Consider the following 13887-nt stretch of genomic DNA (forward strand, 5'->3'; position numbering starts at 1 on the left):
TGTTGAAACAATTCCCGATACTGAATTCAGACATCATCGTGGCGCAACATTATATCATCCCAAAATGAAATTAAAAATAGTGTAATATGCCTACACAAATTTTTTGCCAACCTTATATTCTTATTCTTAATTTTATGCTATTTTATTTTGAACATCTATCTCTATAGAACACTTAAGTTTCAATAACATAAATTTTAATTTATAATGTAAATCAAACATAAGCGGATATTCAAACAATCTAATTACATAGACTATTTATCGAAAGTAGGTATATATTTATGAAACAACCGTATAACCATGGTGTTCTTTTCTATCATGAACATAGCGGTTTGAAAGATATACATAATGGCATAGGAGAAGTTGCAAAATCTCTTAGTTCAATGTGTAAACACCTCTCTCTTCAACTCAGTGAAAATAAAGGCGATATTATTAAATATTGTAAAGCTATTAAAAATGAAAATTACAGTTCTGATGTAGACATTTTATTTATTTTAGGTGGAGATGGTACACTTAATGAACTAGTAAATGGCGTTATGCAATATCAATTAGATTTACCAATCGGTGTAATACCAGGTGGTACCTTTAACGATTTTACAAAAACACTTCAACTGCACCCTAATTTTAAAATAGCTAGTGAGCAATTATTAACATCGCACGTTGAATCATATGATGTGTTAAAAGTGAACGATTTATATGTACTTAATTTCGTTGGACTAGGCTTAATAGTACAAAATGCAGAGAATGTTCAAGATGGTTCTAAAGATATATTCGGTAAATTCAGCTATATTGGATCAACTGTTAAAACGTTATTAAATCCTGTTAAATTTGATTTCTCATTGACTGTTGATGGTGAAACAAAAGAAGGAAATACTTCGATGATGTTAGTAGCAAATGGTGCCAATATAGGTGGTGGACAAATTCCGCTAACCGATTTATCACCACAAGATGGAAGAGCAAACACATTTGTATTTAATGATCAAACACTAAATATATTGAATGATATATTAAAAAAACGTGATAGTATGAATTGGAACGAAATCACGCAAGGTATTGACCACATATCAGGAAAGCACATCACACTCTCAACAAACCCTAGTATGAAAGTGGATATTGATGGCGAAATTAACTTAGAAACACCAATTGAGATTGAAGTATTACCCAAAGCGATACAACTTCTTACTGCAACTGAACAAAATAATTAAAATAAATTTTACTTATTCTTTATCAATTTATTTTAAAAGCATGAGCGACTGAGACATTAATGATTGTCTCAGTTTTTATTTTAAAAATTGATAACATCGTTAGTCGTGTGGGACGATAATTTCATTACAATATCCTCATAATTTTTAGTATGAATACTTACAATAATTTTTTTAAAATTTACTTCTTTTAAAAATAGATTTTTTTAATTACCAAATACGCTTTGTTCCCTTTGTATCAAGTCTTACACATTAATCCCGACTAAATATACAGATTAACAACGTGTTCATATAAACATCACAATTGACTCTTTAATAGTCTGTATTTTCTTTTAATTTGAAAAAAGGTGTACTATAATGTTTGTGAATTATTTCACAATATCTAAGGAGTGGTTGTATAAGTTATCTGTAACTAAAAAAAATACATATGAATCAAACAAAGATGAAGTCACACAAATGATTGATTCATTAGCAGAAAAAGGACAAGAAGCTCTAAAAGAATTATCTAAAAAATCTCAACAAGAGATTAATGACATTGTACATCAGATGAGCATGGCTGCTGTTGATCAGCATATGCATTTAGCTAAACTCGCTTACGACGAAACAGCTAGAGGTATTTATGAAGACAAAGCTATCAAAAATTTATATGCCTCAGAGTACATATGGAATTCAATCAAAGACAATAAAACAGTAGGTATCATAGGTGAAGATAAACAAAAAGGATTAACGTATGTAGCTGAACCTATAGGCGTTATTTGTGGAGTGACACCAACGACCAACCCTACATCTACAACTATTTTCAAAGCAATGATTGCTATTAAAACAGGTAATCCAATTATTTTCGTATTTCATCCAAGTGCACAACAATCATCAAAACATGCTGCTAAAGTCATTTTGGAAGCAGCAATAAAAGCAGGTGCTCCTAAAGATTGTATTCAATGGATAGAAATACCATCAATTGAAGCAACTAAACAATTAATGAATCATAAAGACATTGCTTTAGTTCTAGCGACTGGAGGTTCTGGAATGGTAAAGTCCGCATATTCGACAGGTAAACCTGCATTAGGAGTCGGTCCAGGTAATGTTCCTACTTATATTGAAAAAACTGCACATATCAAACGTGCTGTTAATGATATCATTGGTTCTAAAACTTTTGATAATGGTATGATTTGTGCTTCTGAACAAGTCATGGTTGTTGATAAAGAAGTATACTCTGACGTCGTTAAAGAATTCAAATTACACCACACATATTTTGTTAATAAAAATGAACTACAACAATTAGAAGATGCCATCATGAATGAAGATAAAACTGCAGTCAAACCTGACATAGTTGGTAAATCTGCTGTAAATATAGCGAAATTGTCAGGAATTAGTGTTCCAGAAAAAACAAAATTATTAGTCGCAGAAATTGATGGAATTGGAAAAGATTATCCTTTATCACGTGAAAAATTATCACCTTTACTCGCAATGGTAACTGCAACATCAACAAGACATGCACTACAAATTTGTGAAGACACATTAAAATTTGGTGGTTTAGGTCACACTGCTGTAATTCACACCGAGGATAGTCAATTACAACAAAAATTCGGTCTAAAAATGAAAGCTTGCCGTGTATTGGTAAATACACCTTCTGCTGTTGGAGGAATTGGAAATATGTATAATGAACTCATTCCTTCTCTTACGTTAGGTTGTGGTTCATATGGTAGAAATTCTATTTCTCATAATGTAAGCGCAGTAGACTTATTAAATATTAAAACAATAGCAAAACGTCGTAATAATATGCAATGGTTTAAACTCCCGCCTAAAGTTTATTTTGAAGAAAATTCAGTTATGTATTTGACAGAGATGGATAATGTTGAACGTGCAATGATAGTTTGTGATCCAGGAATGGTTAATATTGGTTATACTGATATAGTTGAACAAGTGTTGAGACGCCGAGAAAACCAACCTCAAATTAAAGTGTTTAACGAAGTTGAACCTAATCCATCAACTCATACAGTCTATAAGGGATTAGAAATGTTTATGAATTTCCAACCTGATACTTTTATTGCACTCGGTGGTGGTTCGGCAATGGATGCAGCCAAAGCAATATGGATGTTCTTTGAGCATCCAGAAACTTCATTTTTTGGGGCAAAACAAAAGTTCTTAGATATTCGTAAACGTACTTATAAAATTAGCAAACCTAAAAACGCAAAATTTATATGTATACCAACGACATCAGGAACTGGTTCTGAAGTGACACCTTTTGCAGTAATTACTGATAGCGAGACGCACGTTAAATATCCACTAGCAGATTATGCGTTAACTCCCGATATTGCTACCGTCGATCCACAATTCGTATTAAGTGTACCTAAAGAGGTTGCCGCAGATACAGGAATGGATGTTTTGACACATGCCATTGAATCTTACGTCTCTGTCATGGCTTCAGATTATACAAGGGGCTTAAGCTTACAAGCAATAAAGTTAACTTTTGACTATCTCAAATCATCAGTTCAAGAAAATGACAAACACTCACGAGAAAAAATGCATAATGCTTCAACAATGGCCGGTATGGCGTTTGCAAATGCTTTTTAGGAATTTCTCATTCTATCGCACATAAAATTGGTGGTGAATACGGTATTCCCCACGGTAGAACAAATGCTATTTTATTACCACATGTCATTCGTTATAATGCCAAAGATCCACAAAAACATACACTGTTTCCTAAATATGATTTCTTTAGAGCAGATACTGACTATGCTAACATTGCAAAATTTTTAGGACTCAAAGGTAATACAACTGAAGAATTAGTGGATGCTCTAGCTAATGCGGTGTATGATTTAGGATGTTCAATTGGTATTGACATGAATTTAAAATCGCAAGGCGTAACTGAAGAGCTTCTTCATTCTACTATAGACAGAATGGCTGAATTAGCATTTGAAGATCCATGTACAACTGCTAATCCAAAAGAATCGCTAATTAGTGAGCTTAAAGGCATTATCGAAAGAGCATATGATTATGAAAGATAACTTCAAAAATGTTTAATAAAAAAGTCATAGGCCATCAAATAAAGTGACCTATGACTTTTATATTCTCTATTTTTCAATTGAATTAAAATAATTCTTTACATCTCTCCAACCACTTACGCGTTCAAATCTATGTTCATTAACATTATGAGAAGCAGTAAACATAATTGATTTCCCTTCAAAAATTTCCAATTGCTTTGGATTATCATCAATAAGATAATCTGCAAGAATAATATTCTTTCTACCACAAAATACAAAATGTTGTGGATCTAAAAAAGGAAAGAATTCTAATAACCATTCATATTTGTCATGAAAAGAGGTTGGTACATCCATCGCTGCTGTGGCTATGTATATGTCGTAATGCTCATTGAGTTGTTTTACAACTTCTTGAGCATGCGGCATTACATCTAAATTTCTAAAGAATCCAGGTTCTTTTAAAATATCCATGACTAACCCCTCATGTTCGGGTATCATATGTTTTAATTTTTTACCGTTTAATGATTCCATTTTGATATTTAAATCCGCTCGTTCATTGACCGCTTTAACAACAGCACCCAATGTATCAGCAAGCACTTCATCCATATCAATGGCGATTCTCTCTCGCGTCATGCGCTTACACTCCCTGTTCTTGATATACGTGTTTAGTATAGCAAAATTTTTTCCTTCTGTTTAATCTATTTAAGTGCGATATCACATCTTTTTAAATCAGAAGCTATCAAAGAGTGTTAGTTTAATACTCAAAATGTTTTAAAACTTCAATCATCTTATCATTTTGTTCTGATAAACCAATAGTAATTCTAACACCGTTAGGGAATAAACGTGTAATACATCCTACGTTTAACAATGCATCATAAAGTGCTTGACTTCTAGAAGTTTTAACAAAGACAAAATTAGCTTGACTTGGTAAAAAATACTGACTTTGAGGAATTTGATAAAATTTATCTCGTTCAAAACTATTTTTTTCTGTCACTTCTTTCAAATACTCTTGATCTTCTAAGGCAGCGATTGCTGCATATTCTGAAATTCTAGTAACATTAAATGGTGGACGAATAATATTCCACTTTTCAATGGCGTCTTCAGAAGCTATAACATATCCTACTCTTAATCCAGCTAATCCATATGCCTTAGAAAAAGTACGTAATAAAAAGGCATTGTCAAAATCCTCCTGTAACTTTAGCGTATCAGGAAAATCATCAGCAGTAACAAATTCTACATATGCTTCGTCAATTAATACAGGAATATCACTTGGGACACGTTTTAAGAAGTTAAATAATTCATCGTGCGAAAAGTAAGTCCCAGTTGGATTGTTAGGATTGCATAACCAAATTAAAGACGTTTTATTATCAATCTGTTGTAATATACCATCTAAATCAAATCCACCATCTTTGAGAGGCACTTGGATAACATCAGCAGATTCCACAATTGCATTATGATAATATTGTCCGAAAGTAGATTCACTAGTGATAATCTTATCTCCTGGTGATAATACGGCTCTTGATATCATTAGAATGACCTCATCTAAACCCGCGCCAAATAAAATACGAGATGCATCAACATTAAGTTGTTGACTTATTGCTTCCCTTAATTTTGGCGATCCAGATTCCGGATAATAATATAATTCATCTAAATGAGATTGAATAGCCGTTTTAACTTTTGGACTTGGACCATATACATTTTCATTTGAAGCAAGTTTATGTAATTCACCTTTAATACCATACTGTTTTTTTAAAGATTCTGGAGAAAGCCCTGGCGTATATGCTGTTAATTGGTCTAATTGTTTCTTCATACATAGATCACACCTTAAATTGACTGAAATTTTAAAAAACTTAGTACCTATTATAAACAAACTCATACCTTAAAATCAATCACACTTCTAAGATTACATTTTAAATTCGCTATATCGGTTGAAATAGTTAAATTATAAATAGCTATTCGATGTTTAAATGGTACATCGAATAGCTATCAAATCAATCTAGAAACGCACAATTTTATTTTATTAATTTTTCTTTTTCTAAGTATTCTCTTGCTACTTTATAAGGGTCCTCTTTCTTCACAGTTACCTTATAGTTCATTTCTTGCATTTCTTCATCTGTGATTCTATTCTCCAATTTATTGAGTGGTTTTTTAACTTCAGGATGGTCATTTAAATATTTTTCTTTAAATAGCGGTGCTCCTTGGTATGGAGGAAATACATGTTGATCATCTTTTAATACTACCATGTTATATTGTTTTAATTCAGCATCAGTAGAATATGCGTCTATGAGATTAATATCTCCCTTTTTAACTGCAGTATAACGTAATTTAGGTTCCATAGTTTTAACATTAGAAAGATTAAGATGGTACGTTTTTTTAACAGCTTTGTATCCATCTGGTCTATCATTAAATTCCAATGTAAAACCTGGTTTAAGTTTATCTTCCACCTTGCGTAAATCACCTATTGTTTTAATTTGATGTTTTTCCGCAAAGTCTCGTTTTACAGCTAATGCATACGTATTATTATATTTCATCGGTTTAAGCATTGTCATATGATATTTTTTTTCTAAACTAGACTTTGCTTGTTGATATACGTCTTTCTCTTTTTTAGACTTTAAATCTTCTTTCGTTAATTCACCTAATACGGTACCTGTAAATTCTAAATAACCATCAATTTCATCTGACTTAAGCGCATTAAATAAGAATGATGTTTTACCCATGCCATCTTTGACTTCTACAGTATCATCTGTGTCTTCTTCGATAAGTATTTTATACATATTAGTAATAATTGACGGTTCTGATCCCAGCTTACCTGCTAATGTGATTTTATCACCTTTTTGAGCTGCCATAGGTATAGCAATAGCTATGATAATCACAATTACAATTGTCCCTAAAGAAATGAGCAATTTTTTATATGATAAACGTTCCATGTATCTTAAAATAAAGTCAAAAATAATAGCTAGAAGTGCAGCTGGAATAGCACCTATTAAAATGAGTGAACTATTGTTACGATCTATGCCTAATAATATTAAATCTCCTAGACCACCAGCGCCTATTAAAGCTGCGAGTGTAGCAGTACCAATGATTAATACCATAGCTGTGCGTATTCCTGCCATGATGACAGGCATTGCAATAGGGAGTTCGACTTTGGTCAATCTTCTAAGTGGTTTCATCCCAATACCTTTAGCCGCTTCAATAAGAGAGGGATCGACCTCCTTAATACCTGTGTATGTATTACGTAGAATAGGAAGTAACGCATATACAACTAAGGCGATAATTGCCGGAAGTCTCCCAATTCCGAAAATTGGTATCATCAAACCAAGTAGTGCCAGTGATGGAATTGTTTGTAGAACAGCTGCAATATTCATGACGATTTCTGAAAGTTTTTTTGTTTTAGTAAGCAAAATTGCAAGTGGTACTGCTATAAGAGTTGCAATGAAAAGGGCTATAAAAGAAAGTTGAATGTGTTCAATTATAGTAGAAAATAGCTGTCCTTTTCTATCACTTAATGTCGCAAAGAACTCATTCATGTGTTGCATCCTCCTTATTGAGAGATAAATAAGTAAACACATCTTCTCTATTTAACAAATATCGACGATGTTGTTCTTTATCGTTGACCACAACTGCATCATAATGAGACAAATCTTCATAAATATTATTTAAGTACAACTCAGCATCTACTTCAGGATAATGAATAACGCTTGTGTTGTCATCTACAGGTCGATTAATTCCTAAATCTTTAATCTTCACTTGATTCACAATATTATGCGTTGTATCCAAATGACTACCCATGAATTGCTTTACAAAATCATTTTTAGGTCGCGTTCTAAAACCTTCAGGTGTATCAATTTGTTCAACACGGCCTTCATTAAGTAAACAAATTCTGTCACCTAGTTTCATCGCTTCTTGGATATCATGCGTTACAAAAACTATTGTTTTCTTAATTTGCGTTTGTAAGTCAATTAAATCGTCCTGCAACTTCTCTCTACTAATTGGGTCAAGCGCACTAAAAGGCTCATCCATGATAATAACGGGAGGATCTGCAGCTAATGCTCGCACTACACCAACCCTTTGTCGTTGTCCACCCGATAGTTCATCAGGTTTTCTATTTTTAAATTGCTCAGGGTTTAAACCTACCATTGTTAATAATTCATCCACACGTAAATTAATATCGTTATCTTTCCACTTTTTCATTTGGGGTACTTGTGCAATGTTTTCTTTGATGGTCATATGAGGAAATAATGCAATTTGTTGTAGTACATATCCAATATCCCAACGCATTTCGTAAACTGGATAATCACTAATTGGTTTATCTTTAAAATATATGTAACCTTCGCTTAAAGGAATTAAACGATTGATCATTTTAAGTGTTGTTGTCTTACCACAACCTGAAGGACCAATTAACACAAAAAATTCTCCTTCTTTAATATTAAAACTTACATTATCTACAGCAATATTATTACCATATCGCTTTGTGACATTTTTAAATTTAATCACTTTTTCACCTTCATTCCCTCTACAAAATAGTAGACCATTTTAATCTATATTCCCTATTAAATCATTTTTAATTGAAAATTAACATTTATTGTATTTCAAAATCCAAATTAACAAAAAGTATTTTTAATACTTAATATCTAACTTCATATAATTAAAAACGACGAAATCAAAAGATAGGAGATTTCGTCGTTTAATCATTTATATACTAGTTTTATAGCTTTGTATGGTTTCGATAAACTTAGGACAATAATGCTTTAATTTATAACTTCCTACACCATCAATAGCAATCATTTCTTGTTTCGATTCAGGTTTACGCTTAGCAAATTCTTCGAGTGTGTAATCAGAAAATATACTTACAGGTGCTATTCCAAGTGTATCACTTAGCTGTTTACGTACATCAACAAGCTCACGATATAACGCTCTATCCACACCTTCAACAGTGTTGATAAATACCTTCTCTTTAGTTTTTTGTTTAAACGGAGTGGTATAAACCTTGGTATGATTATTTAGTAATTGCTTCACGGATGTATCACACATAAGAATTTCATCATTTTCATTTAAATATCCTTTGAAACGTAACTCATCAATTAAGTGTGATAACTCAGATGTTGTGTAATTTTTCATCAATCCATGTGTCGTTAATTCATTATAATGATGGTGTTTTATATAATCTGTCACTTCTCCACGTAAAACTTGTATAATAACACTATAACTTTCCTGTTGCTTCATTCGAGCAATACAGCTAATAATCATTTTAGCTTCACGTGTCATATCATACGTTTTATTTTCCTGTATACAATTACTGCATTGATTGCATTCCTCTAGATTTTCATTGGGTTCAAAATAATGAACAATTGTCGCTTCTAAACACTTTTTCGTTTTGGTATATTGAATCATTTTTGTTAATTTTTCGCCCATTTTATCTTTATAGTCATCATCAGCTTGGGATACAGTAATAAAATACTCATGTAATCCCTTATCTCGTTCACTAAACAAAAGGATGCATTCACTTTTTAAACCATCACGTCCCGCACGTCCAGCTTCCTGATAGTAAGATTCCAAATCTCCAGGCATGTTATAGTGAATGACATAACGTACATTCGATTTATCAATACCCATACCAAATGCATTTGTCGCAATGACAACCTCTACACGATCATACAAGAAATCATTTTGCGCCTCAATTCTCTCTTTATTCGTTAAACCAGCATGATAAATTGTGCTCTTAATTTTTTCACTATTTAGAGCTTCGTGTAATTCTTCAACCTGCTTACGAGTGGAACAATAAATGATTCCTGCCTGTCCTTCATGATTTGCAACATAATCCACAACAAATTTTTGGCGCTGATAAGTCGGATTGACTTTGAAGATTAAATTGCGTCTTTTAATACTTGTTTTGACAACATCATTTTGTCCAATTGATAACTTAGACATGATATCTTGTTGAACTTCAGCAGTTGCCGTAGCTGTAAGTGCAACTATTGTGAAGCTTTGAGGTAATGTAAAAACTTTTTGTATGACACTTTGGTAACTAGGTCTAAAATCATGTCCCCACTTCGATATACAGTGTGCTTCATCAAAAGCGATAAGGGGTATTTTTATTTTACGTAATAAATTTAGAAAAAATGTATTTTCAAATCGCTCTGGAGCTACATATAAAAACTGAATGGCGCCACGCTTTATTCGCTCTTCAATCTCTTTTTGTTGTTTATGAGTCAAACTACTATTCAAATATGCAGCTTGAATTCCCATTGCTTGTAGTTGATCAACTTGGTCTTTCATCAAAGAAATAAGTGGACTTATAACAATAGTTGTGCCACCCTGCATTAAACCCGGTACTTGATAGCATATCGATTTACCGCCACCGGTAGGTAGTACACCCAGTGTATGCTGATGATTTAATATTTTAGTTATAATTTCTTCTTGTCCTGGTCGAAATGACTTATAACCAAAATAATGCGATAAAGTCTCTTGCATGATTACATTCCCCTTATTGTTCTTTAATTTCTTCAAGCTCACTCCATCTCGTGATGTCTGCTTCATAAGTTGCTTCAAGTTGCTCTTTTTCCTCATTAAGTTCTTTGATTCTTGCATAATTATCACTTGCATTAATCATTTCTTGTTCAAGCTCTTCTAAACGCATTTCAGTCATTTCTATACGCGTCATAATTGTTTCGTATTCTAACTTCTCTTTATAGGAAAGTCCTGTTTTCTTTTTTGGTTGATGCTTATGTTTATTTTGTTGTTCAGTTTGTTTAGATAACATGGCTTGGCGTTCATGTTCCTTTTTAAAAGATTCATAATCTTCAAATGATCCAATAATTTTTTCGATTTTACCATCATGAATAAACCAATATTCTTGTACCACTTTATTTAAGAAATAACGATCATGACTGACAGTAATGACAGAACCACCAAAATCATCAATGTAATCTTCTAAAATCGTAAGTGTTTCAGTATCTAAATCATTAGTCGGTTCATCTAAAAGGAGTACATTAGGTTTATGAACAAGTAAACGCAATAAATACAGACGCTTTTGTTCTCCACCTGAAAGTTTATAAACTTTTTTACCGTGTGTAGCGCTCGGAAATAAAAATCTTTCTAACAATTGTGTAACTGAAATTGAGGTACCATCTTTTTCTTTAGCCATTTCACTTTCTTCTCTTAGATAGTCAATCACTCTAATATCACGTTCAAGTGTCTCTTCGGTTTGCTTAAAATAAGCAACCTTAACAGTCTGACCGATTTTGAGCTCACCCTCATAGTCCTGATCTTCATTACTTAAAATATTAAGTAATGTTGTTTTCCCCGCTCCATTAGGTCCTACAATACCTATACGTCTACCACTTTGAATAATTTCAGTGACACCTTCAAATAAAACTTTATTATTAATTGATTTTGATAAATTCTTTAACTCATATACTTGTTTACCTAACCTTGAATATGCAAGATTAAGTTCACCCTTATCTTGTGTATGTTGCGTCTTAACCTCTGATTCCAGTTGATTAAATCTATTGATACGTGCCTGTTGTTTAGTAGTTCTTGCCTTTGCTCCTGCTCGCATCCATGCTAGCTCTTGTTTATACAATGCTTTTTGTTTTTCTTGTTGCTTTTGTTCTACTAATTCATTTTCTGCACGCATTACTATGTAATCTTCATAATTACCTGGATATGTTTTTAACTTCCCTCTATCCAGTTCAATAATTCGCGTCGATACTTCATTTAAAAAGTAGCGATCATGTGTTACAAATAAAACTGTATGCGGATATTGCTTAACATAATTAATAAGCCAACGGATGGATTCAAAGTCAAGATGGTTCGTCGGTTCATCTAGCAAAAGTAAATCCGGTTGCTCTATTAGAGTTTTAGCCAATACAACTCTTTTTTGTTGACCACCCGAAAGTTCAACTATTTTCTTAGTTGGATCGTGAATTCCTAGTTTAGATAAAATCGTTTTAATTTCTGCATTATAATCCCATGCATCCTTTTGATCCATTTCTTCTTGTGCTTCCATCATTTTATTAAAATTAGAGTCACTTTGATCTAACGCATAGCGATTAACCGCTTCTTCATATTTTTTTATAATTCTTAATGTAGGGGTATCCGAACTTAAAACAGCTTCGAACACAGTCATATGACCATTGAGGTCTTGTTTTTGAGAGGAATAACGAATGCGATATTGATTAGGGTGGGTAATATCTGCAGTAAAATCTTCGTCTAGACCACCAATGACTTTTAATAGTGTACTTTTACCTGTTCCATTAATACCTACTAATCCAATTCTTTCATGCTCGGATATAGATAGGTTAAGATCATTAAAAATTTTTTTATCTGCATAGGATTTATTTAAATGTTCAATTTTGTATGCTTCCATGCTTATCTTCCTTTTCAAATACTAGAAATTGTCAACTATCGAATTTTCAAAAAAATTTTGTTAAGCTAAATTCAGTTCTATATATTATACACCTTTTTAGATTCAAAAGATATAAGGAGACTTAGATATGTCAGATTTATTCCAAAACGCACCACCCTACATTCAGGCGCTTATAGCCGGAATAATCACGTGGTTACTAACTGCTTTGGGTGCGGCAGCAGTTTTTATATTTAAGAAAGTGAATGATAAAGTCTTAAATTCGATGCAAGGTTTTGCAGCTGGAATCATGATAGCAGCAAGTTTTTGGTCATTATTACAACCCGCAATTGAATCAAGTGAAAATAGCGCTATGCCATGGCTTCCTGCAGCAATAGGTTTTATTCTCGGTGGCGTTTTTATCAGGGTTCTAGATTATATTATTCCCCATATTCACCAAAATGCCCAAGATAAAAACCAACAACAAGAGGGTGTGCCTACCTCTCTTGGAAAAAATGCACTACTTGTGTTAGCTATCACACTTCACAACATACCTGAAGGACTATCTATCGGAGTTGCATTCGGTGGTGTTGTATCTGGTAACAGTCACGCTACATTTTTAGGTGCGATTGGTCTAGCAATAGGTATCGGCATACAGAATATTCCTGAAGGTGCAGCACTATCGATGCCAATCCGTGCCGCAGGTGCAACACGTTGGAAAGCATTTAATTATGGACAAGCTTCAGCAATTGTTGAGCCTATTTTCGCTACTATCGGTGCTGCAGCAATTTTAGTGGTAAATCCTATATTGCCTTATGCACTGGCGTTTGCTGCAGGTGCAATGATTTTCGTTGTTGTTGAAGAACTGATACCTGATTCTCAATCAAGTAACAACACTGATTTGGCAACTTTAAGTCTAATGATTGGTTTTACAATTATGATGATTCTAGACGTTGCACTTGGATAATTCATATCATTAAAAAAAGAATCATAATAGATTAATCAACTATATTGTTTTACTTTATATTTAGCCTTGTAACCCAATCATTTATAATCAGAGAACTTCATTGTCCTTAACATTAATCATAATAAAAATTTGAGATTTTGTTTTATAGTTAATAAAACAAATGACTTCAATTAATTCCAATATAAATAAAACATACTTATAAAGTTATATGTTGATATTAATGTTTTTTCTAAAAAAGGTGTGTCATCGAAAGTTTCAAAGTTATTTTATTTATACAAAAATATATTAAATACAGAAGTCACTCTTAAAGATATTCTAATTTCAAAATGATTAGTAAAGATATTAATATAAAAATAAGAGCCCAGGACATAAAGTTCCAGGATAAGTAAATAAAGA

8 protein-coding genes and 1 pseudogene are annotated in these 13887 nt (G+C 32.6%); 3 read left to right on the top strand and 6 right to left on the bottom strand.

Features of this window, described 5'->3' with window-relative positions; genetic code table 11:
- Positions 1-278: 278 nt before the first annotated feature.
- Positions 279-1202, top strand: coding sequence for a diacylglycerol/lipid kinase family protein (locus HMPREF2663_RS04035; RefSeq protein WP_002476201.1), 924 nt, complete (start codon positions 279-281; stop codon positions 1200-1202).
- 453 nt (positions 1203-1655) lie between these two features.
- Positions 1656-4207: pseudogene (adhE, locus tag HMPREF2663_RS04040) on the top strand (bifunctional acetaldehyde-CoA/alcohol dehydrogenase).
- Positions 4208-4273: 66 nt separating this feature from the next.
- On the opposite strand, the gene HMPREF2663_RS04045 reads toward adhE, so the two are convergent.
- The 6 genes from HMPREF2663_RS04045 to HMPREF2663_RS04070 all read right to left on the bottom strand — a co-directional run bounded on the left by HMPREF2663_RS04045 (position 4274) and on the right by HMPREF2663_RS04070 (position 12554).
- A complete protein-coding gene (locus tag HMPREF2663_RS04045; RefSeq protein WP_002445915.1) occupies positions 4274-4813 on the bottom strand; it encodes a 5' nucleotidase, NT5C type in 540 nt (179 codons plus the stop codon).
- Positions 4814-4934: 121 nt separating this feature from the next.
- A complete protein-coding gene (gene hisC, locus HMPREF2663_RS04050; protein ID WP_070845839.1) occupies positions 4935-5990 on the bottom strand; it encodes a histidinol-phosphate transaminase in 1056 nt (351 codons plus the stop codon).
- 202 nt (positions 5991-6192) lie between these two features.
- Positions 6193-7707: an ABC transporter permease/substrate-binding protein gene (locus HMPREF2663_RS04055; protein ID WP_002490763.1), complete on the bottom strand. Its 1515-nt coding sequence runs from the start codon at positions 7705-7707 to the stop codon at positions 6193-6195.
- Complete coding sequence (locus HMPREF2663_RS04060) at positions 7700-8674, bottom strand: ABC transporter ATP-binding protein (protein ID WP_070845841.1); 975 nt, start codon at positions 8672-8674, stop codon at positions 7700-7702. Before HMPREF2663_RS04060 ends, HMPREF2663_RS04055 begins: the two co-directional genes overlap by 8 nt.
- Positions 8675-8872: 198 nt before the next feature.
- Positions 8873-10654, bottom strand: coding sequence for a DNA helicase RecQ (gene recQ / locus HMPREF2663_RS04065; RefSeq protein ID WP_141762229.1), 1782 nt, complete (start codon positions 10652-10654; stop codon positions 8873-8875).
- A gap of 10 nt (positions 10655-10664) precedes the next feature.
- Positions 10665-12554, bottom strand: coding sequence for an ABC-F family ATP-binding cassette domain-containing protein (locus HMPREF2663_RS04070; RefSeq protein ID WP_176746329.1), 1890 nt, complete (start codon positions 12552-12554; stop codon positions 10665-10667).
- 121 nt (positions 12555-12675) lie between these two features.
- On the opposite strand from HMPREF2663_RS04070, the gene HMPREF2663_RS04075 reads away from it, so the two are divergent.
- Complete coding sequence (locus HMPREF2663_RS04075) at positions 12676-13491, top strand: ZIP family metal transporter (protein WP_001829605.1); 816 nt, start codon at positions 12676-12678, stop codon at positions 13489-13491.
- Positions 13492-13887 lie beyond the last annotated feature (396 nt).

The sequence above is a fragment of the Staphylococcus sp. HMSC077D08 genome (assembly GCF_001837945.1).
Taxonomy (GTDB): Bacteria; Bacillota; Bacilli; order Staphylococcales; family Staphylococcaceae; genus Staphylococcus; species Staphylococcus epidermidis.